The organism is Niallia yueguangensis, assembly GCF_052663115.1.
In genome coordinates this window covers 18,682-44,403 of sequence record NZ_JBQTCX010000010.1, presented here as the reverse complement: position 1 = coordinate 44,403, position 25,722 = coordinate 18,682, and the positions used below count along the sequence as shown (strand labels likewise).

Annotated in this window: 16 protein-coding genes, 1 pseudogene and 1 other annotated feature; of the genes and pseudogenes, 15 read left to right on the top strand and 2 right to left on the bottom strand. The window is 36.8% G+C overall.

The annotated features are described in order from the left end of the window. Positions 1–42: 42 nt before the first annotated feature. On the bottom strand, positions 43–1,281 hold the full coding sequence (locus ACTYA4_RS10985) for an MFS transporter (protein WP_443481028.1): 1,239 nt from the start codon (positions 1,279–1,281) through the stop codon (positions 43–45). Positions 1,282–2,073: 792 nt separating this feature from the next. Between ACTYA4_RS10985 and ACTYA4_RS10980 the strand changes: the two genes are divergently transcribed. The 13 genes and pseudogenes from ACTYA4_RS10980 to ACTYA4_RS10920 all read left to right on the top strand — a co-directional run bounded on the left by ACTYA4_RS10980 (position 2,074) and on the right by ACTYA4_RS10920 (position 20,904). Further along, positions 2,074–3,612: an ABC transporter ATP-binding protein gene (locus tag ACTYA4_RS10980; protein ID WP_443481027.1), complete on the top strand. Its 1,539-nt coding sequence runs from the start codon at positions 2,074–2,076 to the stop codon at positions 3,610–3,612. Then, positions 3,609–4,733, top strand: a complete 1,125-nt coding sequence (locus ACTYA4_RS10975; protein WP_443481026.1) for an ABC transporter permease — start codon at positions 3,609–3,611, stop codon at positions 4,731–4,733. Before ACTYA4_RS10980 ends, ACTYA4_RS10975 begins: the two co-directional genes overlap by 4 nt. 251 nt (positions 4,734–4,984) lie before the next feature. Then, positions 4,985–5,914, top strand: a complete 930-nt coding sequence (locus ACTYA4_RS10970; RefSeq protein WP_443481025.1) for an ABC transporter permease — start codon at positions 4,985–4,987, stop codon at positions 5,912–5,914. A gap of 314 nt (positions 5,915–6,228) precedes the next feature. Next, positions 6,229–7,350, top strand: a complete 1,122-nt coding sequence (locus tag ACTYA4_RS10965; protein ID WP_445505629.1) for a BMP family ABC transporter substrate-binding protein — start codon at positions 6,229–6,231, stop codon at positions 7,348–7,350. Positions 7,351–7,365: 15 nt separating this feature from the next. After that, complete coding sequence (locus tag ACTYA4_RS10960; protein ID WP_443481023.1) at positions 7,366–8,349, top strand: aromatic ring-hydroxylating dioxygenase subunit alpha; 984 nt, start codon at positions 7,366–7,368, stop codon at positions 8,347–8,349. A gap of 522 nt (positions 8,350–8,871) precedes the next feature. Further along, a complete protein-coding gene (locus ACTYA4_RS10955; protein WP_443481022.1) occupies positions 8,872–9,915 on the top strand; it encodes an ABC transporter substrate-binding protein in 1,044 nt (347 codons plus the stop codon). 109 nt (positions 9,916–10,024) lie between these two features. Beyond that, positions 10,025–11,749: an ABC transporter permease gene (locus ACTYA4_RS10950; protein ID WP_443481021.1), complete on the top strand. Its 1,725-nt coding sequence runs from the start codon at positions 10,025–10,027 to the stop codon at positions 11,747–11,749. Beyond that, complete coding sequence (locus ACTYA4_RS10945) at positions 11,746–12,858, top strand: ABC transporter ATP-binding protein (protein WP_443481020.1); 1,113 nt, start codon at positions 11,746–11,748, stop codon at positions 12,856–12,858. The genes ACTYA4_RS10950 and ACTYA4_RS10945 overlap by 4 nt, the downstream gene beginning before the upstream one ends. An 857-nt stretch (positions 12,859–13,715) precedes the next feature. Continuing rightward, a complete protein-coding gene (locus ACTYA4_RS10940; RefSeq protein ID WP_443481157.1) occupies positions 13,716–14,606 on the top strand; it encodes a cation diffusion facilitator family transporter in 891 nt (296 codons plus the stop codon). 150 nt (positions 14,607–14,756) lie between these two features. Next, positions 14,757–16,082, top strand: a complete 1,326-nt coding sequence (locus ACTYA4_RS10935; RefSeq protein ID WP_443481019.1) for a gluconate:H+ symporter — start codon at positions 14,757–14,759, stop codon at positions 16,080–16,082. Positions 16,083–16,583: 501 nt separating this feature from the next. After that, positions 16,584–17,321, top strand: a pseudogene (locus ACTYA4_RS10930) (glycerophosphodiester phosphodiesterase). 30 nt (positions 17,322–17,351) lie between these two features. Then, positions 17,352–18,317, top strand: coding sequence for a glycosyltransferase family 2 protein (locus ACTYA4_RS10925; RefSeq protein ID WP_445505628.1), 966 nt, complete (start codon positions 17,352–17,354; stop codon positions 18,315–18,317). Continuing rightward, on the top strand, positions 18,292–20,904 hold the full coding sequence (locus tag ACTYA4_RS10920) for a YfhO family protein (RefSeq protein WP_443481017.1): 2,613 nt from the start codon (positions 18,292–18,294) through the stop codon (positions 20,902–20,904). The genes ACTYA4_RS10925 and ACTYA4_RS10920 overlap by 26 nt, the downstream gene beginning before the upstream one ends. Before the next feature lie 65 nt (positions 20,905–20,969). On the opposite strand, the gene ACTYA4_RS10915 is transcribed toward ACTYA4_RS10920, so the two are convergent. Further along, positions 20,970–21,800: a metallophosphoesterase family protein gene (locus ACTYA4_RS10915; RefSeq protein WP_443481016.1), complete on the bottom strand. Its 831-nt coding sequence runs from the start codon at positions 21,798–21,800 to the stop codon at positions 20,970–20,972. Positions 21,801–22,717: 917 nt separating this feature from the next. Next, positions 22,718–22,993, top strand: a binding site (T-box leader). A 50-nt stretch (positions 22,994–23,043) separates the two neighbouring features. Here ACTYA4_RS10915 and ACTYA4_RS10910 point away from each other — a divergent pair. Further along, the gene (locus tag ACTYA4_RS10910; protein WP_443481015.1) at positions 23,044–24,282 is read left to right on the top strand and encodes a benzoate/H(+) symporter BenE family transporter; all 1,239 of its coding nucleotides are present in this window, start codon (positions 23,044–23,046) and stop codon (positions 24,280–24,282) included. A 746-nt stretch (positions 24,283–25,028) separates the two neighbouring features. Beyond that, complete coding sequence (locus ACTYA4_RS10905; RefSeq protein WP_443481014.1) at positions 25,029–25,685, top strand: glycosyltransferase; 657 nt, start codon at positions 25,029–25,031, stop codon at positions 25,683–25,685. Positions 25,686–25,722: the final 37 nt, after the last annotated feature.

Genomic DNA, 25,722 nt, shown 5'->3' with positions numbered 1-25,722 from the left:
AATAACTTCCCTTCATATAAAAGTTGAAGGGAAGTTACTTAATTAACGAAGTTCTTTGCCCTTTGTTTCAGGAATTAAAAAAATAAAGGCTAAAGCTGATAATACATAGATTCCAGATAATAAGCTAAGCGCATAGCTTAAAGAATGGTTTAACGAAATATATCCGATTATAAACGGAGCAAAACCAGCGATGGCTCTACCAAGGTTAAAGATAACATTCTCCGCTGTTGACCTTGCTTCTGTTGAATAATGCTCCGCTAATAGTGCTCCATAGCCACCCATCATTCCATTTACAAAAAATCCAAGCACTGCTCCAAGAAGTAAAAGGGCAGTTGTAGATGTTTGTTGGAAATAAATCCAGACGATGATAGATGCAGCAAATAAATAAATTAAATAGGAAGGCTTTCTTCCAATTTTGTCAGCAAGATAGCCAAAAACAAGAATTCCAATAATCATCCCTGAAATGGTAGCAACTGTCCACATGGTCGTTTTATTAAAGCTGTAGCCAAGTTCATTTGCCAGCATAGTAGGCATCCATGTCATTATTCCAAAAAAACCAAAGTTTTGTACACTTGTTGCAATAATTAATCCTATAGTTGTTTTTGTTGTACTAGGTGAAGAAAACAATTGACCAATGGCAATTTTATTTTTATTTTCGTTTTTAAGCTTTGTCCAAATTTCGGGTTCTTCTAAATTTTTACGCGACCAAAAAGCGAAGAGAGCAGGCAGCACACCAGCTACAAACACCCCTTGCCATCCAAACACTGGTGAAATATACATTACTGTTAAAGTAGCCAGCACAATTCCAAGCTGGAATCCAACCGCAACAATAGATGTTGCACGAGAACGATATTTTTTAGGCCAGGTTTCTGTTACAAGCGTCATTCCAATTCCAAATTCGCCGCCAAGTCCAAGACCAGCAAGGAATCGGAAAACAGAGAATGTTTCTAAATTTGGTGCGATAGCACATAGACCTGTAAATACGGAAAAAATTAAGATCGTCCATGTAAAAACACGAACACGTCCAAATTTATCGGCTAAAATGCCAAAAACAATTCCACCGACTACTGCTCCTAAAAGTGTAACAGTAGAAATGCTTCCTGCCTGAGCTTGGTTGATTGCAAAGTATGCCATAATTAATGGCATGGTAAAAGCTAAAATCATCATGTCCAATCCATCCATTGCATAGCCAACGGTGGATGACCAAAGAGTTTTCCATTGATAAGGGGTAATTTTTTCTGATTTGTTCATACTTGAACTATTCGTTGTATTTCCGTTCATATTTTTCCTCCAATTAAGTTGAAAGTTATTTTTTTGTACTTATATAATTTCTTAATACCTCCCGTCGTACTATATTAGGATGACGAATAAGTCCTAAATAGTTTTAAAATTTTTTTAATGGGCTTTTTATTTGTTCCGCAAAGCGGGAAGACAGTTTTGAATAAAATTGCCTTAAGTTATGTTACTAGTCATCTTTATAGTTGTCTATACGTTTCGCAGAAAATCTCTTGATCTTTTAAAAGTGGAAAGAAAAAGTTTTGTAAGAAAATTATTTGTACAGTTTTCTGTAATGTAAATAAGCATTTTCTATAGAAAAATAGATTCCATATATTTATAGGAGTTTATTATTGGTTTTTTTTGGCTGTTTTCTAAAAGTTTGTTGTTTTTGAATAAGACAATAAACATAGTTGAAGCACTAAGCAGCCTGAATACATGTAGACTCCTGCGGGAAAAGCGAGAAAGACGAGACCCCACAGGAGCATAGCGACGAGGAGGCTCGACGCTCGTCCGCGGAAAGCGAAGTGTATTCAGGCTGCGGGTTAACTAACAACAATCTATACGAAAACAGCCTTTTTTTTCTATAAAAGTCCTTTGTTTCGTAGGGGATTTTCCGAAGAGTTTGAAAAAATATGCTATTTTAAAATGATTTTTTTCTTAAAGGAAGCTTGTTCTAAAACTAGTTTTGTAAGATTATCTTACACGTTTATGGACTTTCTAGTCTAATTGGTTCATAATTTAGAATATTCATACAATGTTTGATGAGGCTTTCTTATGAAAAGATGAGGTGAGTTAATGCCACGATCACAATACGCAGTTGAGATGAAGGACATAGTAAAGAAATTTGGTGAAGTAGTAGCCAGTGATCATGTCAACTTCTTTGTCAATAGAGGGGAAATTCATGCATTATTAGGTGAAAATGGAGCTGGGAAAAGTACCATTATGAGTATGCTTTCCGGAATTTATAAAGCAGACAGCGGTTCCATTGCTTTACATGGAAATACGGTTCGCATTCGATCTCCGAAGGAATCAATGGAATTGGGCATCGGCATGGTTCATCAAAATTTTCGGCTAGTTGAAACATTAACAGCCATTGAAAATATTATTTTAGGAGAAAAAAGCAATATTTGGCGAGGGGCTTCTTGGCGGAATAAAAAGAAAAAGGAAATAGAAGCAATTGCTGAAAAATATGGACTGCCGTTTCCAACGAATGTCCCAATATGGCAGCTGTCGGTTGGAGAACAACAGCGTGTAGAAATCATTAAAACCCTTTATCGTGGGGCGGACATCATTATTTTTGATGAACCAACATCTGTATTAACGCCTGGTGAAGCAGATCAGCTGTTTCAAACGATGCAAGAACTGAAAAATAACGGAAAAACAATGATTATTACGACACATAAATTAAAAGAAGTAATGGCAATTTCTGATCGCATTTCCGTAATGAGAAAAGGAAAAATGATTGCCGAAATGAATAAGAAGGATACCTCGGTAGAAGAGCTGGCACAATTAATGGTGGGACGTGAAATGACTAATGGTATTTCTGTCCAAACAAAACAAATAGGAAATCCAATTCTTGAAGTAGAAGGATTAATAGTAAAAGCTGAGCATGGTATAAATGCGATAAATGGTGCCAGTTTTACGATTCATGAACATGAAATTGTTGGTGTTGCCGGTGTTGCTGGAAATGGGCAAAAAGAGTTAGCTGAAGCGTTAACAGGTTTGATGCCTTGGGAGAATGGAAAGGTAGTATTTTGTGGAGAAAATTTACAGTCTCCTTCTGTACAAACATTAATTGATAAAGGAATTGCTCATATTCCTGAAGACCGCATGAAAAGTGGACTTGCTGGCAGCCTTGGATCAATCGACAATTTGCTTGCAAAAACATATCGGACAAACAAACGAACAAAATACGGCTTGCTCCAAAAGAAACAAAACGAAGAATGGGCATCTGAGCTTATTAAAAAATTTGATGTGCGTACACCAGACTTGCATAGTCCAGTGAGGCAGCTGTCAGGTGGAAACCAGCAAAAATTATTGTTTGCAAGAGAAATAGATCAAAATCCAAAATTGATGATTGCTGTTCATCCTACCCAAGGATTAGATGTGGGAGCGACAGAAGCTGTTCATCATATGCTCGTAGATTTACGTAATGCTGGAAGCGGAGTTCTATTAATTTCAGAAGATTTGGACGAAGTTATGCAATTGTCGGATAAAATTCTTGTATTATATAACGGCAAAATCAGTGGAGTGCTGGCAAGAGGAGAAGCAGATAAGGAGTACATCGGACAGTTAATGGCTGGATTAAGTGAGCAGGAAGGAGCCGTTGTATGAGTCAAAAAGCATCTCTTGAACAACAAAGTGTGAACATAAAAGAAAGGAATAAATTATCCTTCCTTCCGTTCACTCTAGAATATGATCCGTTAAAAAAGTCAGGGGGATTTTGGGTGCCAATCGTATCGATTGTCGTCGCTCTCCTAATTTGTGCATTGTTTATACTACTAAATGGAATGAATCCAATCACTATTTATGGAAAAATGGTAAATGGAGCATTTGGGTCCAGTTTTGGAATTAGTGAAACTTTAGTAAAAGCAATCCCGCTTCTATTATGTGGACTTGGTGTTGCTATAGCTTACAGAATATCAATTTGGAATATTGGCGCAGAAGGACAATTTATTGTAGGCGCAATTGGTGCTACTGCAGTAACAATTTATTTTCCAAATTTACCGGGACCAGTATATATCCCATTAATGGTGATAGCCGGAGTATTATTTGGAGCGGTATGGGGGTTGTTTACGGCAATACCACGTACATATTTTCAAGTCAATGAATTGATTACTTCCCTTATGTTAAACTATGTTGCGTTATTGCTATTGGATTATTTTGTATTTGACCCGTGGAAAGATCCAAAAGGGTTTAACTTTCCTGGAACAGCCATCTTTACTCCATTTCAAATGCTGGCGAACATAGGGGGGACAAGACTGCATATTGGGGTTATTATAGCGCTGATTATCGTACTGCTCTTTGCCTTTGTAACAGCAAAAACTCGTTGGGGATATGAACTGCGATTGCTTGGGGCAAATCCGTCAGCAGCAGCATCTTCAGGAATTCGGATTAATAAACATATACTTATTGTGATGATGATAAGTGGTGGGTTAGCAGGGTTGGCAGGAATGCTGGAAGTGTCGGGAGTAGCTCATCGTCTCATGTATGGGATTTCTCCTGGTTATGGATATACGGCAATTATTGTCGCATGGCTGGCAAAACTGAACCCTTGGGCAATGATTGTTAGTTCTATCTTTATTGGGGGATTAACGGTTGGCGGATTTAGTGTCCAAACCATTGGGCTGCCTTCCTCAATGTCATTAATGCTCCAAGGATCCATCCTTTTCTGCTTAATCGGTGGTGAGATGCTCAGTAAGTATCGTGTTAAATGGAGGAAAAATAATATATAAAGGCTGTTTTCTAAAAGTTTATTGTTTTTGAAAAAAATAATAAACATGGTTGAAGTACTGAGCAGCTTGAATACACGTAGACTCCTGCGGAAAAAGCGAGAAAGACGAGACTTGTGCAGGAGCATAGCGACGAGGAGGCTCGGCACTCGTCCGCGGAAAGCGAAGTGTATTCAGGCTGCGGGTTAAAAAACAACAATCTATATGAAAAGAGCTTATATAAAGCAGTAAAGCAAAGAACGGAGGGAATTTCCATGGAAATAACGATTTTAATCATTGCAGCAGCCATCTCTTCGGGATCCTCCTTATTATTTGCTATATTAGGCGGGATTTTAAGTGAAAAAGCTGGTGTAATCCATTTAGGAACAGAAGGAATTATGCTTATTGGAGCAGTTATTTCCTGCATTACTTTTATAAAAACAGACAGCTTGTTCCTGACACTTTTGGCTGCTTTATTGGCTTCTGGAGTACTTGGATTGATTCATGCCATTCTATGTATCACATTGCGTGCTAACCAAATAGTTTCTGGGCTCGCTATTACGTTGTTTGGTACAGGATTTAGTGCTTATTTAGGAAAATCGGTAGCTGGTGCTCCTTTATCTGTTTCTGTGCCAAAAGTGCATTTATCTTGGCTTGAACCAATTCCATTTATCGGCAAGATCTTTTCTCATTTGGATATATTTATTTGGATCAGCATCGCTTTAAGTGTTCTTTTATATTTATATATGTTCAAAACATCATGGGGCCTGCATTTAAAGGCAGTTGGCGATAGTCCATCGACTTCAGATGTAATGGGAATTTCCGTTATAAAAACTCGTTACCTCCATGTTATAGCTGGTTCAATGTTAATGGGGTTTGCCGGATTTTATTTAATTATGGTGTACTCGCCAAACTGGATTGAAGGAATGACAGCTGGGAGAGGCTGGATCGCGATTGCACTTATTATCTTTGCCCGTTGGAACCCGCTTCTTGCAATTGTCTGTGCGTATTTCTTCGGGGGGCTTGATGCTTTAGGATTCCGCGTTCAACTGTTTAATATTGGAATTCCATCTTATTTCCTTAAAATGATCCCATATATTGCAACCATTTTAGTGCTTATGTTTATTGGTTGGAAAAATAGAAAAAAACCGCGATTAGAGCCTAAATCATTAGGTGTTCCTTATTTCCGTGAACAAAGATTTTAATAGTTTGTAAGGGATGTGATGCAAAATATTAACACTAGCTAAATCATTTCTATTTAGTAAAGGCTGTTTTCTAAAAGTTTATTGTTTTTGAATAAAACAATAAACTTGGTTGAAGCACGGAGCAGCCTGAATACACGTAGACTCCTGCTTAGAAAATCGAGAAAGACGAGACTTAAGCAGAGCATAGCGACGAGGAGGCTCGGCGCTCGTCTGCGGAAAGCGAAGTGTATTCAGGCTGCGGGTTAAATAACACCAATCTATACGAAAAAGCGTTAGTAAAAAACAATTTTATTATTAAAAAAGGGGGACATAACTTGAAAAAGTTATTTCAATTATTCGTATTTTTACTTGTATCTGCTTTAATAACGGGCTGTTCTCAGGCATCTACGACAAATGATTCTAAAAAAGAAAATAATAGTGGACAGACAGAGAAAAAGGATAAGCCTAAAGTTGCATTTGTATACATAGGTGTTCCAGGAGATGGCGGTTGGACATTTCAGCATGATGAAGGAAGAAAAATGGTGGATGAAAAGTTTGGCATAAAATCAACTGTGGTTGAAAACGTTCCAGAAGGACCAGATGCTGAACGAGTGATTGAAGAATTGGCACAAAAAAATGACATTATTTTCACCACAAGTTTTGGATACATGGATCCTACTTATAATGTTGCACAAAAATATCCAGATGTAGTTTTTATGCATGCAACAGGATATAAACAAGCAAAAAATATGGGCACATACCAAGGACGAGGCTATGAATCTGGCTATCTAGCAGGAATTGCAGCAGGAAAATTATCGAAAAACAATAAAATCGGTTACGTAGGAGCATTTCCAATTCCAGAGGTAATCTACACTATTAATGCTTTCACTTTAGGAGCTCAAAGTGTAAATCCTGATATCGAAGTATCAGTAGTATGGAGCAACACATGGTTCGACCCTGCGACAGAAAGACAAGCAGCGGTTAGTTTATTAGATCAAGGGGTAGATGTGTTAGCAAACTATCAAGATTCCCCTGCAGGTATTCAAGCAGCAGCAGAACGTAAAGTTTGGGGAATGGGAAATGATTCCGATATGAATCGCTATGCTCCTGATACTTATATAACTAACCCTACTTTACATTGGGGAACGTACTATGTAAGTGTTGTACAAAGTGTGATGGATGGTACATGGAAATCAGGAGCAACTTTTGATGGTTTGAAAGAAGGAATGGTTGATATTGCACCATTCGGAAAAAATGTGCCAAAGGATGTTCAAGATTTAGTTAATACGAAAAAACAAGATATCATAGACGGAAAACTTACAGTATTCCAAGGTCCAATTAAAGATCAAAGCGGAAAAGAAAAAGTCGCAGATGGTAAAGATATATCGGACGAAGATATTCTGAGTATGAATTGGTTTGTAGAAGGGATCAAAGGGAAAATCCCTTCCACAAAGTAGGAGAGGATGTTCAATATGTTAGTACAAGATCGGGCTTTACTTCAGCAATGGCATCCAGTAATGCTTTCGACAGATTTGACGGGGCTACCAAAAGCAGTCGAAGTACTTGGTAAGAAAGTAGTTGTATTTCGGACAACCTACGGCGTTCATGCCTTTAAAGATTTATGTATTCACCGGGGAGTGCCATTATCTCTTGGAAAAGTAGTAAATGATGAAATTGTATGTCCATATCATGGATGGACATACAATCATTGTGGAACATGTACACGTATTCCATCATTACCTGAAAATAGGGCGATTCCAGCAAAAGCAAAAACAACTACTTATGCTTGTGCAGAAGAATATGGATTCATTTGGGTTTGCCTTGGCGAGCCAATTCAAGAAAGACCAACAATTGGTGATGAACCATTAAATGACCCAGCCTTAGTAAGAGTTCCAATGGGACCATATGAATTAGAAGCTGCAGGTCCAAGAGTAGTGGAAAACTTTTTAGATGTATCCCATTTGATGTATATTCATGAAGGATTATTAGGAGATAGTCAATTTTCAGAAATCAATGATTATCGTGTTCATCAAAAAGATGGAGTGCTTGTTACAGATGAAATTGAAGTGTACCAGCCTGATCCTGATGGAAGAGGCTACGGTGTTAATTCACGGTATACGTATAAAGTTTTTCATCCACTTTTAGTATCTTTTAAGAAAAGAATTGATGATTCAAATGATTACTTTCATTTATTTCTAATGGTCTTGCCAAATAATGAACAAAAAAGTACAGCATTTATGATAATGGAGCGAAATTACGCTTTAGACGAGGATGCAAAGCTCTTTATCGATTTTCAAGATATGGTCCTTGAACAAGATCGAATCATTGTGGAAAATCAAAAGCCAGAGCTGCTTCCATTAGACCTACAAGAGGAATTGCATCTTACATGCGACAGACTCAGCATCGCTTATCGAAAAATGCTGCAAGAAGTCGGCATAACATTTGGAACAGCATAACAAAAAAACGCAGGAAAGGATATTTTATTACCTTTCCTGCGTTTTTTTTGAGTTTCTTTAATCCCCAGTTTTGTAAAGTAAGTGTAAATAACTTACCTGTACTTTACAAAAAGAATCCTTATATAAACCTCTAAACCATTGAAAGAAAGGCATTTTCATTTTTTAAACTCTTTTTTAAGTAAATATAAACAGCAGTACGATTTACATACCTTTAAAATTTCTATAATTCTCCTAAATATGAACTTTATAAACGAGCTTTAACATTTAGGAAGGAGGTTTAGGATGAGATAGATTTACATATAGAGACTTCTTGTACAGACGGAGATTAATTACGAGGGAGAAAAAGTTCTTTTAAAAAAGTACATAACGTGTCGTAACGAAGAGAGAAGAGCATGGAGTAAAAAATTGTAGAATAGCTTCAACAGCTTGGATAAGGAATACAATGGAAAATTGTTTACAAGAGCAAATGGAACTTTTATTCAAGGCATTATTAGAAGTAATATCGAGGAGGAATTTTTTATCATGAAAAAATCACTAATCTTTTTATTGCTTTCTTTTATTCTAATTGTTAGCGCATGTGGGAAAACAGAGGAAACGGATGCAGAGGCAGATAAAGATAAAAATGCAAAAGATTCTACAGAAGCAGTTTCAGGTACCCTTCAATTTTATACTTCACAGCCAGATACAGATGTAACAGAACTTGTTAATGGATTTAATAAAAAATATCCAGATGTAAACGTCAAAGTTTTTCGTTCGGGGACAGAGGAAGTAATTGGAAAATTGTTAGCGGAAAAACAAGCAGGAAGTGTACAAGCGGATGTACTATTAGTTGCTGATAATGTAACTTTTGAAAATTTAAAGAGTCAGGACTTATTAATGCCTTATGAATCAAAGGAATTATCCGAAATTCCTGCTGATTTTGTTGATCAAGATCATATGTATACAGGGACAAAAGTTATGTCCACTGTACTCGCTGTAAATACTCAAAAAGTAAAAGAACTTCCAACTTCCTGGAATGTTTTAACCGAATCAGCTGCGCAAGAAAAAGCGATTATGCCAAGTCCTCTATATTCAGGAGCAGCTGCTTATAATGTTGGCGTTATGAGACGTGATACTGACTTTGGCTGGGATTACTTTAAAAAGTTACATGATAACAAGATAACAGTGGTTCAAGGTAATGGCGCAGTATTAAAATCAGTTGCTAGTGGGGAAAAACAATATGGCATGGTAGTTGATTTTATTGCAGCACGTTCTAAAAAAGAAGGTTCTCCTCTTGAGGTAGTGTATCCAAAAGAAGGTGTTCCAGTAATTACAGAACCAGTTGGCATCATGAAAGAAGCAAAAAATGAAGCTGCAGCAAAAGCCTTTGTAGATTATGTTTTATCAGAAGATGGCCAATCTTTAGCAAAAGAACTTGGATATACACCAATCCGAAAAGGAATGGAAGCTCCTGAAGGATTAAAAACACTTGATGAAATCGATGTACTATCTGCACCAACAGAAGATTTATTAAAAACACGTGATGAAGATAAACAGCAATTTAAACAATTGATGGGAGAAAAATAATACTATTTTTAGTAGGTTTTTAATATGTGTCGTGTTTTGAGAGCTCAAACTGAAAGTAATATGTATATCGGTTTGAGCCTCTTAGTAAGAAAAATGAGGTGTAATCAAAATGTCAGAGCCTTTTGTAGATGTTAAGTCGACATCTTTTGTTACGAAACGAAGCATAGGCTTACATGCCATAAAGGCGTTTGTCCTTGTATTATTGGCTATTTTTTTTATGGTTCCAATTATTCGTTTGCTATGGATGAGTTTTTTATGTGAAAATAGTATTTCATTTGTAAATTATGTGAATATTTTATCAGAAAAAGCGACTTGGAGTATGTTAGGAAACACATTTTTTATTGTAAGTGGAGCTACATTGATTGCACTATTGCTCGGTGTAGTAATGGCATGGATTGTAGCATACAGCGATATTCGTTTTAAAAAAGGCTTGCAGTTTTTAATTATCCTGCCCTTTGTTATCCCATCTTACATTGTCACATTATCATGGACACAATTTACAAAGGAAAATGGTTTTTTAATGAAACTGCTGTCCTTATTGCCGTGGAGTATGGAATCTATTAACTTATATAGTTATGAGGGGATCATTTTAGTTCTTGCCATTTCCCATTATCCGCTTGTTTTTTTATTTACTGCAAATGTGCTGCGCCGCATTCCTAGAGATTTAGAGTATGCTGTTCGATCATCAGGTGGATCAAGCAGCACCATTTTTCGTAAGGTGACCTTACCACTTGCTTTTCCAGGTATTGTTAGTGGTGGGTTGCTTGCATTTTTAACAAATTTAGATAATTTTGGGATTCCTGCTTTTCTTGGAATTCCAGCAAATATTAACGTGTTAAGTACAGCTATTTATCAGGAAATAGTAGGTTTTGGTCCGAATTCATTTGCTCGTGCAGCAACATTATCAGTCATTTTAGGTATTGTTGCTTTATTAGGAACGTTTCTGCAATGGATATTATTAAGGAGATCGAAACAAGGTGAAACTACTGTTTTAGATATGAATCCCCGATTTTCTTTTGGAAAGTATCGATTAACTGTGGAGATTATCATCTGGGTATTTTTAATTTTTATTAGTATAGTACCGATTTTATCGATGCTTGCCTCTTCTTTAATAAAAGCATATGGTTTGCCTTTTAATCTGGACAATATCACATTGGATCATTATCGATATGTTTTATTTAAATATGATAAAGCTCAGCAGGCTATTTTTAATAGTTTAAAGCTGTCTGTTTTTACTATGATCATCTGTTTAATTATTGGAACTGCAGTGGCGTATTATCGAGTGCGTAAGAATAATTTCACAACGAAATGGATGGAAATTATCATTGGAATTCCTTATGCTTTGCCCGGCATGGTGTTAGCTCTTTCAATGATCTTTGCATGGACTCAGCCGATTCCAGGATGGAACCCAGGTATATATGGATCTATATGGATACTGATCATTGCCTACGTGACACGATTTATGATTTTGCAAATCCGTGGCAGTATGACTGCAATGTCACAAGTATCTCTAGACATGGAAGAAGCAGCACATGTATCCGGTGCGAGTGGTATCAATAAATGGCGAAATATTATGCTGCCATTACTGATGCCTGGTGTAGTAAGCGGTGCATTTCTAGTATTGGTGACAACATTGACGGAGTTAACCGTTTCCTCATTATTATGGTCAAGTGGTTCAGAAACGATTGGATTGATTATTTTTAATTTTGAGCAAGCAGGTTATACAACATATTCCACTGCTTTTTCCGTTTGTATAATTGGAACGATGCTGTTGTTGAGCATTATAGTAATTATAATTCAGAAGTTAAGTCAGAAGAAGGTGAAGCCTGTATGAGCACTGTAGTTCACAATGTCAGTAAAAAATTTGACCAATCATATGCATTATCATCTATCGACCTAACGATAAATGATGGAGAGTTTGTTGCTATTTTAGGACCTTCTGGCTGTGGAAAATCCACTTTATTACGATTATTAGCAGGATTCGACTCACCCACTGATGGGGAAATTTTAATGAATGGAAAGCTTGTAGCTCAGAAGGGCAAAAGGGTGCCACCTGAACAACGTAATATCGGAATGGTCTTTCAATCATTTGCTCTTTGGCCTCATTTGAAAGTAAAAGAACAAATTCACTTTCCTTTAAAACACCATCATTTTGTAGAAAAATCCCTTAAGAAAAAGGCAAATGAGCGTGTTGATGAAATGTTGTCTCTTGTAGGATTAAAGCAATTTGGAGATAGGATGCCAAATGACTTATCAGGGGGGCAGAAGCAGCGTGTTGCGATTGCTCGTGCTCTTGCCCCAAAGCCATCATTATTATTGATGGATGAACCTTTAAGCAGCCTTGATGCCGAATTAAGAATGGATTTACGAAATGAAATTCAAATGATTCATCAAAAAACAAACACATCGATTGTATATGTAACACATGATCAGTCAGAAGCGTTAGCGATGGCGGATCGAATTGTCGTAATGAAAGAGGGGCAGGTAGAACAAGTTGGCACCCCAGAAGAAATCTATATGATGCCAAAAACCACTTTTGTGGCGTCGTTTGTAGGAAAGGCAAATATTTTGAAAGGGGAATGGAATGATAACATTTTTCATCCATTTGGGGATAGGAGTCTTCAATGGACAGTGCCTTATGTGTCAGAGAATTTATATAAACAGAATCTTTGTCCGATTCGGCCTGAACAATTATTTTTATCGAAGAATGGAACAGGAGTAGAAGGGGTTATTCGTAATGTTTTGTTTCAAGGTAGAGAGATGCATTATACAGTAGAGGTAAAAGGTATTCTTATACATGTGCATGGCAGTATTGCTAATCGTTTTACATTGGGGGACCAAGTTTTCATTCAAATAAAACAGCACACAATACAGAATGATCTACCGGTAAATGAGTTAGGAAGTGAAATGATAAATAGAAGAAAATCCGTTCATACAAATTAAAGTAGGAATGAACTTCTTTTTTCTGAAGTGAATTTTTTAAAGGCTGTTTTCATATAGATATTGCTTTTAAACCCGCAGCCCGAATACACTTCGCTTTCCGTGGGCGAGCGTCGAGCCTCCTCGTCGCATACGCTCCTGTGGGGTCTCGTCTTTCTCGCATTCCCACAGGAGTCTACGTGTATTCAGTCTGCTGAGTACTTCTTCTCCCATTTTTTTACGTATAAAACAACAAACTTTGAGAAAAGGAGCCTTTTTAAAAGATAGCTCTCTTATATTTTAGTGTTGTTTTTTAGATAAATTGATTAGACAGAGAATCCGCGGAAAGGGAGCGGATTTTCGCGAATATCAACATTGTAGTTTAAAAGAGCCTAAAAGATAAAAAAGGTGAGTTGGGTTGCAAATTTGTATATGTTTTTAGCTAGGGGTGGTTTATTAGGCATTCTAATAAACTGCCCTTTTTATTTGGAGTCTTGTTCATTCAAAAGTGCGAATTTTTCCTTATGGCAACTTTTTCGGTGCAAACTTAAACTGTTTTCTTCTAGCTTTAAGTATGCAAGGTGACAACTTTTTTTCTCTAGACCCAACCGATTTTATTTTGATAAGATACTTAAGTGAATTTTTTTTAAAAGATAAGAAAGCATAAAACTATTGAAGCTAGATGGAGATCTAACATGCAGTACTGGATGTACTAGTGCTGATGCTGCCATATAATCTCGCGTTTTTAATCGGATAGCGTCTGGCCCTTGTGAAAAATAACCCTTTCCCTCTAAAAGTAAAAAACACTTTTTGAGCCAAGAGAACATTTTTCTTCGGGGCTGAACAAGGCGTCTGTGCTTTTCTTATGAGGGGGAAGGTTTATTGTGTCGACAAGAGAGTCTATAGCAAAAAAAGTAGCTTGGATAAGTGTGATAAGCAATATTTTGTTAACAGTGGGTAAATTAGTAGTCGGTTGGTTTGGAAATAGTGATGCTGTGTTTGCTGACGGTATTCATTCAGCGGCAGATGTTTTTGCGTCCATTATTGTCCTTTTAGTTATAAAGTTAGCAAATAAACCGGCTGATAAAGAGCATCCGTATGGACACGGCAAAGCAGAAATTATTGTGTCAGGAATTGTTGGAATCGTATTGTTTATTGTTTCATTATATGTAGTTTATGAAGCTGTTACCGGTTTCTTTCATCCAATTGCAACACCAAATATTCTTGCCATGTGGATAGCTGTTATTTCTTATGGAGCTAAAGAATTTCTTTATAGATATTCGCTGAAAATTTCGAAAGAACAAAACAGCAAGGCGATTGAAGCCATTGCATATGACCATAAAGCAGATATTGTAGCATCAATCGCTGCAGCAATAGGGGTTATTTTATCGATTTTAGGAGATAAATGGAACATCGGATTTTTGCTTTACGGAGATAAAGTAGCCAGTATGGTCGTTGCCTACTTAATCTTTAAAATAGCGAAAGAAATGCTTCAAGAAGCATTTGATATTTTGCTGGAGCGTAATGTTGATTCAGACATATTGCTTGATTATCGTGCCATTATTTCATCTTTTCCTGAAGTGAAAAGAATTGACAGAATCAGAGCAAGAGAACACGGTCACTACGTATTAGTCGATCTTAGAATCTCCATTGACCATTACAAAACAATTAAAGAAGGACATGATCTTTCTAGAGAAATTAAGCAAATGCTAATGAAAAAATACGATAATATCGAAGAAGTGCTGATTCACTTGAATCCTTACTTTGATTAGGTGCACTGGCACCGCCCGAAGATGATTGTTTTTTTTGACGATAGTTAAGATCGGTGAGGCTAGGAACCACAATTCAAATCGTTCGAAATTTTGAGGGTAAATCGGTATAATAAACATTTGACAAAAATGTGACAGGAAGGGAGGGGAATTATGCCACTCATTATAATTGCATTAGGCATTATCTTATTGCTGCTCTTAATTATCCGTTTGAAGTGTAATGCATTTGTTTCTTTAATTATTGTATCGCTTGTTATCGGCTTGCTGATGGGCATGAATCCTGTTGAAACGATTAAATCTGTTGAGTCTGGCATCGGCGGCATGTTAGGTTCACTTGCTTTAATATTAGGATTTGGAGCGATGCTTGGAAAGCTCATGGAAGACTCTGGAGCAGCTCAACGCATCGCAACGACATTAATTGATCGATTTGGACGTAAAAACATTCAGTGGGCAGGTCTTTTAACAGGGTTTATTGTCGGTATTGCACTGTTTTTTGATACAGGATTTATCCTTTTAATACCGCTTGTTTTTACAATTGCTCTTCAAGCGAAATTGCCTGTTCTTTACATAGGAATGCCGGTTTCAGCAGCATTAATAACCGTTCACGGATTGTTTCCTCCTCATCCAGGACCAACTGCGATAGCGGATATTTTTAATGCCCAAGTTGGCATGATTTTATTAATTGGAATGATCGTTGTGATTCCATCCATTATCGTTTCTGGAATCATCTATCCGAATTTTTTTCTTAAACAAAAAGAAATGGAAGTTACAGTGCCAAAGCAGTTGTTTCATGCAAAAATATTGCCAGATGAGCAATTGCCGGGCTTCGGAGTCAGTTTGCTGATGGCGTTACTGCCTGTTGTCCTTATGGGGATTCGTTCTATTTTGGAGTTGACCATTACAAACTCGAAAGTATTGGTATTCTTTCATTTTGTAGGTGATCCTGCTGTAGCGTTATTAATTACCTTGATTATTGCTATTTATACATTAGGTTTGAAAAGAGGGCTTTCCATTGGTTCCATTATGAAAAGTCTAGAGACATCTGTTCTATCGATTGCGATGATCTTATTAATAAATGGTGGAGGCGGTGCGCTGAAGCAAGTAATCATCGACAGTGGTACGGGTGACTATATCGCTTCATTGATGAAAGACGTTTTCATTCCGCCTCTATTACTTGGCTTCTTTATAGCAGCAGCATTGCGCCTTACTTTAGGAGCTGCCACGATAGCTGGAATCACGGCTTCAGGCATTGTGCTTCCACTGACCGTTGCTTCTAATGTTAGTCCAGAGTTGATGGTATTGGCGATCGGCGCAGGCAGTATGACCTTTTCACACGTCAACGATCCAGGCTTTTGGATTTTTAAAGAATACTTTAATTTATCTATTGGCCGAACAATAAAAACATGGTCGATGATGACACTGATCAGTTCATTAGTTTCGCTTGGCATGATCCTATTGTTAAGTCTTTTTATTAATTGATCTTCCTATTTTATAAAAGGCTCTTTTCTTATAGATTGTTGTTAGTTAACCCGTAGCCTGAATACACTTCGCTTTCCGCGGACGAGTGCCGAGCCTCCTCGTCGCTATGCTCCTGTGGGGTCTCGTCTTTCTCGCTTTTCCCGCAGGAGTCTACGTGTATTCAGGCTGCTCAGTGCTTCAACTATGTTTATTGTTTTATTCAAAAACAACAAACTTTTAGAAAACAGTCTTATAAAAAAATAAACAGAATCAAAAAAATCCAAGGAGAAATCTCACCTTGGATTTTTTTGATTGAGAGACTTTACAAATTCCACGTCTAATTATCATATTCAAACTTTTCTTAGAGTAGAAAGTTTGCTAAATCTAGATATTTATTTACTTTAGGATAACATTATCTTAAAAATTCATCTGTACCATAAAAAGAATAAGGATAGAAAGCTATACCTTTAAAAGTATCAGAATATGGGAGTAATTAAAATAAATGAAATGGGGAATGGATAGATGAATAAATGTGTGGCACATCGTGGATGGTCAGGGAGAGCACCGGAAAATACGCTTGCAGCGTTTAAACTTGCTTTATTAGAACCAAACATTTATGCATTGGAGTTGGATGTTCATCTTTCCAAAGATGGAGTTCCTGTTGTGATTCATGACCATTCATTGGATCGTACAACTAATGGAAGAGGTCCAGTTATTGAACGAACAGTCGAACAGTTGAAAGTATTGGATGCAGGCAAATGGTAAGGTCCACTATTTGAAGAGGAAAGAATCCCTTTATTAGAAGAAGTCTTGCATTTAGCAAAGGGGAAAAAACATCTTGTGATTGAATTAAAGCAAACGGGCAACTTATATAGCGGATTGGAAGAAAAGGTTGCAGAATTGATCAACAAGTATGGCATGCTGAATCAAGTAACCATTATATCTTTTGATCATCAATCTATTAAAAGAATGAAAGAAATCGAGAAGAGCGTGGAAGTAGGTCTGCTATTTTATGGTCGTCCTATGATGCTAGCCGAGCAAATAGACCATATTGGTGCTAGTCATTTGTCTATTTACCACGGTTTTATTACAGAAGAACTGGTAGAATCCTTAAAAAATCATCGAGTTCAAATCGGCACTTGGACCGTTAATGATTTAAAATCAGCCGAAAGGATAAAAAGCATAAGTAAAGATATTTTGATTACAACAAATCATCCAGAATTGATCATGGAAAAGAAAAAAACATCAGTACACGTCTAATCAGTGACAAAAAGGAAAATGGGTGAAATAATGAATCAACTAACGATTTCTTTTATTATTCCTTCCTATAATGAAGAAGCTAATATTGCAGGAGTGTTAAACGCAATCACTAAGGAAATGAAGCAGCAGCATTATCAATTTGAAATCCTATTTATAGATGACGGAAGCACCGATGGGACAATGGAGACGATTCAACAGCTTGCTTTTGATTATCCGGTTGTAAAGTATCTATCCTTTACAAGGAATTTTGGAAAAGAAGCAGCTGTTTTAGCTGGACTGCAGCACGCGAAGGGAGAAGCAGTAATAATGATGGATGCTGATTTGCAGCATCCTGCTTCAATGGTTGGCCACTTTATTAGAGGGTTTGAAGAAGGGTATGATCAAGTCATTGCCAAGCGGAATCGCAAAGGGGATTCTCGTTTTCGTTCAGCGATTTCTTCTGCTTATTATCGCATCGTAAACAAAGCGGTGGATGTTCGTTTATCCGATGGAGAAGGAGATTTCCGATTATTGAGCAGGAAAGCCGTTCAAGCATTATTAACTTTAAGTGAAGGCAATCGTTTTTCAAAAGGGTTGTATTCATGGATTGGATTAGACCAGAAAATTATTAGTTATGAAAACGTTGCAAGAGAAAAGGGAGAAACGAAGTGGTCTATTTCTAAACTATTAAATTATGGAATTGACGGAATTATTTCTTTTAATAATAAACCATTAAGATTATGTTTTTATATGGGAACTATCATTTTAATGTTATCACTTATCTATATTGGCATTACTTTTTTTCAAATTTTGCAAAATGGCATTGATGTTCCAGGATATTTCACGACGATATCTGCCGTTCTTTTTTTAGGAGGAATTCAACTCGTTTGTATGGGGATTATCGGGGAATATATTGGTCGCATCTATTATGAAACAAAAAAACGTCCGCATTATTTAATTAAGCATACAAATATAGAGAAGAGTGAAGAAAATGAAGTCTATAAATCAAGATTTTAGTATGCTCTTCTACCTTTTATCAGCTAGTTTTGTAGTGGCTTTTTTTAGTCACTTATTTTTTTTATCAGAATGGTTTCATGGAAGGTATATGGCAGGGATAGGTGATGGAATTGGTCAAATACTTCCTATTAAGCAGTTGCTTTATGAGGAGTATACGAATGGAAATTTCTTTTATTCCACTGCATTTGGTTTAGGTGGAGGAATTTATTCTCAATTAGGCTATTATTTTTCGACTTCAACGGTGTTTATTTTTACCGTTCTTATTACCTTTTGTTTGGAAAGTGCGCAGCTCATCCATAAACCTGATCTATTTTATTGGGCTGATATTATTCTTGTTATCAGTATCATCCGGATGACGTTGATTATTATGTTTGCTTCATTATTTTTTCGATATATCCATTTTCGAGTACTTCCGGCTTTTATAGGTGCTTCGTTGTATGGAACTAGTGTAATTTATTTTCGCCATGTTGTGTTTTGGGAATTTTTTGTCGATGCGATGCTGTGGCTGCCGCTGTTATTGTTTGGGGTAGAAAAAATAATCAGAGAGAAAAAGGTCGGATGGTTCATCTTTGCCGTTTCGATTAGTTTAGTTAATAATTTTTATTTTTCTTATATAAATTTTTTATTTATCGGCCTTTATATTGTTTTTAGATGGTTGATTCCATTAATCGATCATGAAGCAGGGAAAATCGTACAAGTGAAAATGTATATTTTAAGCGGCTTAGCTGCATTTAGCATAAGTGCTGTTGCGATTATTCCTGTTGTGAGCGGGTATTTACATAATTTTCGTCCACCGTATGAAGACAAGATCCCGTTTTATGAGTTTACGGACAATCTATTATGGAATGGAAAAATTATCATCTTGCCTGCTTTTGTTGTTCTAAGTCTATTTGTGTTGTCTTTTTATAAAGAACGATTGTTTCGGTTATTTGCTTGTTTAACGATCTTATTATCTATTATGCATTTTAGCCCAATGGTTGCAAGTGCTTTTAATGGGTTTTCAGCTCCACAGTATCGCTGGGAATATATATTATCTTTCGTTGCGGGAGGAGCAGTCGCTGCTGCACTGCAGCAAATGGATAAAGTCAACATTCGAGAGGCGGGAGCTTCTATAATAGGAGCAGTTTCCTTATATATTCTTTTGATTTATTTAGATACTAGTGCTTTTTTTGCACTCCTAAAAAAATCAGTTGAACTTTTTGCGGCAGCTGCGATTGTGATTCTGTTTGGTTTTTATAGCTGGAAAAAAAATAAACAGCTGCTTGCTGGACTGGCAGCAGGGATATTAATCTCTAGCATTTATCTCGCAAATCAATACCAAGAAGAGAAGCTGTCAAACAAAGGGAATGTAAAAGAAGTTTCAAAAGCGCTTATGCTAAGTGATGCATACAATGGTAAAGATCAAAGAGCGTTAATTGAAAAGATAAAAGAACAAGAAAGTGATCCATTTGCCAGGATTGATTGGATGCTCGATACACGAAATAATACACCAATTGTACAAAATTTTAATGGTTTTAGTGTATATTCCAGTATTTTAAACAAGCACTTGCTTTTTTTTTACTTATTCGATTTGGAGATAGACATGGGAAGAGAGAGCGTAAGCCGTTACGCATCACTTGGAGACCGAGCAAATCTTTACAGTATATTAGAAGGTAAATATTATATAGAAAAAAAAGGAAAAACAAGCATACCATACGGATTTGAAGAAATATTTACGAGTGGAAACTATATTGCTTATAAAAATAAATATTGTTTGCCTTTTGTCCGGACAACTGACAAAGTCTTCTATGAGGATCAATTTGTACATGCGTCCCCTGTCGCAAAGGAAAGAGCCATGCTAGAAGGCATTATGTTAAAGGAAGGGAACGGTACGGACAAGGATGTTCCAGAGAGTGTCAATAAGATAAACGAAGTGACAGTAAAAGCTGCAGGTGCTTCCTATCAAGGAGATGTACTTTCTGTAACGGATGAAAAAGGCGGAGTAGATCTTATCATCAATAACAGCAGCTCGACTGCAAAAGATTACTATATTTCTTTTTACTTAAAAAGCTTGGAAGACAAAGATAGGGATGAATTCACATTAACCGTCAATGACTATGTGACAACAAGAAAAACGAATCATTCCATTTACAAAACAAATGTAAATGATCTCACTATCCGAGTACAAAAAGCGAACAAAATTTCCATCCGTATTCCTAAAGGAAAGTATAAATTGGCTAACTTCGAGTTATATGAAGAAGATTATCGCCTATTAGAATCAATCAAAAAAGAAACAGACAGGAAACCGAATGTACCGGTCAATTTTTCAGGAAATAATATAAACATCTCCTATAACAATATAACTGAACAAAAATATATGATATTACCAGTTCCTTTTGAAAAAGGTTGGCATGTCTATGTAAATGGAAAAAAGCAGCAAGTACATCAAGCGAATTATGCTTTTACTGGGATAGAGCTTAATAAAGGAAAAAATGAAATCAAGCTCGTGTATTATCCACCATACTTCAGAAGTTCTCTTTTTATCACGATTAGTTCGCTGCTTATTGTTTTCGTTTTTTTGAGAAGAGGAAGAAGCTTGTTGAAATAATGAAGAAGGAAAAGGAGGCGGATGACCTCCTTTTTTAATTACAATTATTCACAGTGCCGCTCTTTTTAAACAGGGATAAAAGAAATACGGCATTGGCGATCGGAATCATTGCCTCTGGCATCTGGGGTATGAGTAAAGTATTTGATATGGTTGTAAATGGTAGGAGCATTATCGACTACTTCGCTATCGAGAATATCAATAGTAGAAATGTGAATCTCGTCTTTGTTTATGTCAATTATCCGAAATGCGTGTTCATCTAAACAAGCTGAAGTTTGCACAAACGTCCAATTTTCCTTTTGCACGATGGAGTTAACATGGGTATGCCCATTTACATAAACCCCAATGCCTTCTTTTTGCTCTAATATATTCCACATATCAATGCTTGGATGAATCGAGCCTTTGTCAATCTCCGAATTTTTTGTCGTATTATATACAGGGTGGTGGGCGAAAACGATTAATGGTTTAGTTCCAGATGTCCATACAACTTCCTGAAACCAATCTAATTGTTCCTCATCCATCCAGCCTCCCCAATCTTCAAAATCCATTTCTCTAGCCGTATCTAAAAAAGCAAAAACAGCAGAGTCCGTAGTGATAGAATGATAACGAGGCTGATCTGTAATAGAAAGAACTTCTTTTTTTGTTTGTCCGTACACATCATGATTTCCTAAAACATGGAAAAAGTTTCTGTCTTTTTTTCGTAAAAGGTTGTAAATGCCTTCGAACTCAAGGGAAAGACCGAAATTCGTTAAATCTCCAAGCGAAACATGTAAATCAGCGTCAATCTCTAAAAAGCGTTCAATAAATACGCGATAAAAATTAGCTCGTGCATCCATTAATCCTGAAATATTTTCATCGATTGCCGGATAATGCAAATCACCCATTACTACAATCTTCACTATACATTCTCCTTTGCATCATTTTTTAGAATACAGAACGATTACATACACATACATTTTAAGGCAAGTTTATTAATCGCTATTAGGAATCGTATTAATAGTTTGTAAAGTCTTCCATATGTAGGGTGATTGTTCTTTATACGCTTAATCGAAAAAAATTTTCTATGAACTAGGATTTCAGATTATGTGTAAAGTTTATATATTATAACTCAAACTTCGCACCTTCAAATTCGTTTGCAAATCTTGATAGGACTTGGTTTAGAACAATAAAAAGTAAGGCTTGTTTTTATTGTTGAGGTTGCTTTCCACTACGGGTTGCTTCGCTTTCCGCGGGGTGGGAGCTGAGCCTCCTCGGCGTTGCCTTGCGGGGTCTCAGCCTTCCCACATTTCCCGCAGGAGTCTTCGCACCCTCCGTTACAAGCAAGTTGTTTTAAAATAAGTTCTTGTTTTCGAATTTTATTACAAGGTATTATTGCTAAACAATAGTAGCGTTGATTTTTTTCATGTTATTATTCAACGTTGTTCTACCAAAATGTGCCGCTTGAGTCTATTTCTAAAAGGTGGGTGTTTTCACCAGTTCAGCGACAGCAACTAATTCATCAAACGGCTTGATTGGAGTGGAAGGTGCGAGACTCCTGTGGGATTAGCGGGTTAGATGAGACCCCGCAGGCGCAAGCGCCGAGGAGGCTCATCGCACGCCCCACGGAAAGCGAGCATCCTGAAACGGAAAGCAAGCCCCTATTTGGAAGGAATAATGTTTGCAAAAAAACACCCTAAAAGACTAATCAATCACCCTTTTTTAATTGCCCTAAACCAAGTTATAGCAATACATGAAGAGGAATTTATAACTGCGAAGTTAGAGTTATAACTATTTACAATTTACCAAATTTTAGATATAATTTCGGTTAAATAATAATGAAAAGGCAATGAAGAGGAAAAGTAGAAGGGTGTTATCTTTTTCAGAGAGCTTCGGTAGCTGTAAAGAAGCAAAGATTTCCCTTTGAACAATGGCCTCTAAGCTTCGTACTGAACGTATTTAGGTTTACTAGTAGGCTGCGACAAGAGTTGGTACTTGTTATCAAAACCATAGTATAAGAGTAAGAGTTCTTTACTCTGTACTTAGTGAGGCTTTTGCATGCGAGTGCGAAAGTAAAAAAAGGTGGTACCACGGGAATCCAAACCTCGTCCTTATCTATAACTAGATAAGGGCGGGGTTTTTTCTATATATAAAGGAGATGATTCGATGGGGAAATTAAATAGCTTTATATTTTCATCATTAAGAAATGTTAAAAGAGATTACTCTACATCCGCAGTCGTAATCGGTTTAATTGCAACTTTAGTTTCATATGCGGGTCCTTTATTAATTGTTTTTCAAGCAGCTAAAGTAGCGCACTTAAGTGAAGATATAGTTTCTTCTTGGATATGGGCTATTTCATTTGGAAGTGGATTAACATGTATATTATTAAGCTTGTGGTTTAAAGCTCCGATTATTACCGCTTTTTCTACACCGGGAGCTGTTTTATTGGTATCTAGTTGGAGTACATACTCCTACTCTGAAGCAATTGGAGCGTTTATCGTTTCCGCTGTTATAATGACTATTTTAGGCATGACGGGTCTTTTCTCATCCATTATGAAAAAAATTCCGCCATCCATTACAACGGCTATGTTGGCAGGGATATTACTGCATTTTGGTATTAGTGTATTTACATCTTTAGGGAAACTGCCTGTTGTCATTATTCCCATGCTCGTTTTTTATCTCTTGTCTAAACGATTAATTCCTAGATATGCCGTCATTGTATCATTAATGGCAGGATTGTTTACTGCATATTTAGGACATGAATTGCATTTTCAGCACGTTCATTTTCAGTTGGTGAGTCCTATTTTTACAGCACCGTCCTTTTCTTTAAATGCTTTAATTGGAATTGGTATTCCATTATGTATAGTGACAATGGCGTCGCAAAATGCACCTGGAATTAGTGTGTTAAGGGCGGACGGTTATGAAACGCCTGCAAGTCCGCTCATTACAGCAACGGGTTTATCCTCACTTTTCTTTGCATCGTTTGGTTCTCATGGCATCAACTTAGCAGCCATCACAGCAGCGATCTGTACAGGAAAAGAAGCACATGCTAATCCAGATAAACGCTATATAGCTGGCATATCTTGTGGAATGTTTTATCTTATCTTTGGCTTGTTTGGAGCCACTATCGCTTCCCTATTTAATGCTTTTCCTCAAGAACTAATTGTAGGGATTGCCGGAATTGCTTTTTTTGGATCACTAAGCTCCAGTTTAAGTGTATCGATGCAAGGTGAAAAAAAGGAAATTGCTTTAATTACCTTTCTTGTTACAGCATCAGGAGTTTCCATGTTTGGAATAGGATCTGCCTTTTGGGGATTAATCGCAGGATTGTTTGTCGATTGGATTTTATTTGGAAGGTTTCGGATTATTGGTTTTACACAACAAAAGGAAGAAATAAAAGGATAAACAGAGGGCGGGACATTTTTTGCCTCTAGAGGCTATCAGCAATACTATTAAATGAAAAAAATCAACTTCATTCAATGAATTCAACGGTATTAAGCTTGCATGTCGAGTTCAGTTTGTGCAGGTTAAGTTATTCCAAAAAAAGTTCTCAAGTAAATCTTACTTGAGAGTTTTTTTTGAATAGGCTGTGTTAAAGCTAATTGTTGATTTTGATACTTTATTGATTGAAGCGGAAGGCATGAGACTGCTTCGGGAAAAACGAGTCAAAGGGAGACCCCACAGGCGGATAGCTGGCCACTGAAGAAGTGTTTTATTTATTATATAAATTATAGGTAAAACCTTTATATTAAGTAGGATAAAAATGATATAGAGAGTTTGAAAACGACCATCATGTTGGTTAGGAGAGGCGTCCGCACGACTCCTGTGGGATTAGCGAGACAGGCGAGACCCCACAGGAGCAAAGCGACGAGGAGGCTCGGCGCTCGCCCCGCGGAAAGCGTGTGGTAAGCCTCGGAAAACCGAACGAAAACCTCTAAGTGCTTGGATTTTCACTATCTATATATCATAGCATCCACTTTTTTTCAGTGACCTCCGCACAGTGCCGAGGATGCTCCCGGACCGCCCTCGGAAAGCGAATGCCTTTCGCTGGCAATCAACAGGTAGATTTAACAGAGCCTTTGAATAAATTACGATGATTTACATCAAAATAAGGAGCGATTCGATTAAATTTGTATAAAAGGAGAATAAGGATGCGTAAACAATTTTTTAAGATTTTGCTATTTATTAGCTTACTTGTAATCACTGCATCTCCAATGAGAATTGCAGCTCAAGGAAATTCGAACGAACCAAATCATTGTGTTTCTTCTCAAGCAGCAGCCTTAAAAGGAGATTTAAGAAGATTATGGATTGACCACACGATATGGACAAGAAATTATATTATCAGTGCTTTAGCAGGGTTGGAAGATCAAGAGAAGGTATTGGTAAGACTGCTTAAAAATCAAGAGGATATTGGCAATGCTATTAAACCTTTTTATGGGGATAAAGCAGGGGATAGACTAACAGAACTATTAAAGGAACATATTGTGCTTGCAGGAAAATTAGTAGACGCGGTAAAACAAAATAACGAAGCAGATATAAAAAAATACAATAAAGAGTGGCATCGAAACGCTGATGATATTGCAAAATTTTTAAGTGATGCTAATCCAAATTGGAAGTTATCCGTGATAAAGGATTTAATGTATGAACATTTAAAATTAGTCACAGATGAAGTGGTCGCAAGAAATCAAAAAGATTGGGATGCGGATATTATCGCTTTTGATAAAGGGGAAGATCATATTATTATGTTGGCTGATGAACTTGCTAATGGAATCATCAAACAATTTCCAGCTAAATTTCCAACTAAATAAAAAATGAATAAAAAAGTTAAAAAGCTCTATTTTTAGA

Bases quoted from the DNA above. Each gene is read 5' to 3' on its own strand.
- ACTYA4_RS10955 (WP_443481022.1), top strand. From the start codon at position 8,872: ATGAAAAAATCACTAATCTTTTTATTGCTTTCTTTTATTCTAATTGTT.
- ACTYA4_RS10905 (WP_443481014.1), top strand. From the start codon at position 25,029: ATGCGTAAACAATTTTTTAAGATTTTGCTATTTATTAGCTTACTTGTA.
- ACTYA4_RS10960 (WP_443481023.1), top strand. From the start codon at position 7,366: ATGTTAGTACAAGATCGGGCTTTACTTCAGCAATGGCATCCAGTAATG.
- ACTYA4_RS10925 (WP_445505628.1), top strand. From the start codon at position 17,352: ATGAATCAACTAACGATTTCTTTTATTATTCCTTCCTATAATGAAGAA.
- ACTYA4_RS10970 (WP_443481025.1), top strand. From the start codon at position 4,985: ATGGAAATAACGATTTTAATCATTGCAGCAGCCATCTCTTCGGGATCC.
- ACTYA4_RS10935 (WP_443481019.1), top strand. From the start codon at position 14,757: ATGCCACTCATTATAATTGCATTAGGCATTATCTTATTGCTGCTCTTA.
- ACTYA4_RS10920 (WP_443481017.1), top strand. From the start codon at position 18,292: ATGAAGTCTATAAATCAAGATTTTAGTATGCTCTTCTACCTTTTATCA.
- ACTYA4_RS10975 (WP_443481026.1), top strand. From the start codon at position 3,609: ATGAGTCAAAAAGCATCTCTTGAACAACAAAGTGTGAACATAAAAGAA.
- ACTYA4_RS10910 (WP_443481015.1), top strand. From the start codon at position 23,044: ATGGGGAAATTAAATAGCTTTATATTTTCATCATTAAGAAATGTTAAA.
- ACTYA4_RS10985 (WP_443481028.1), bottom strand. From the start codon at position 1,281: ATGAACGGAAATACAACGAATAGTTCAAGTATGAACAAATCAGAAAAA.
- ACTYA4_RS10945 (WP_443481020.1), top strand. From the start codon at position 11,746: ATGAGCACTGTAGTTCACAATGTCAGTAAAAAATTTGACCAATCATAT.
- ACTYA4_RS10980 (WP_443481027.1), top strand. From the start codon at position 2,074: ATGCCACGATCACAATACGCAGTTGAGATGAAGGACATAGTAAAGAAA.
- ACTYA4_RS10950 (WP_443481021.1), top strand. From the start codon at position 10,025: ATGTCAGAGCCTTTTGTAGATGTTAAGTCGACATCTTTTGTTACGAAA.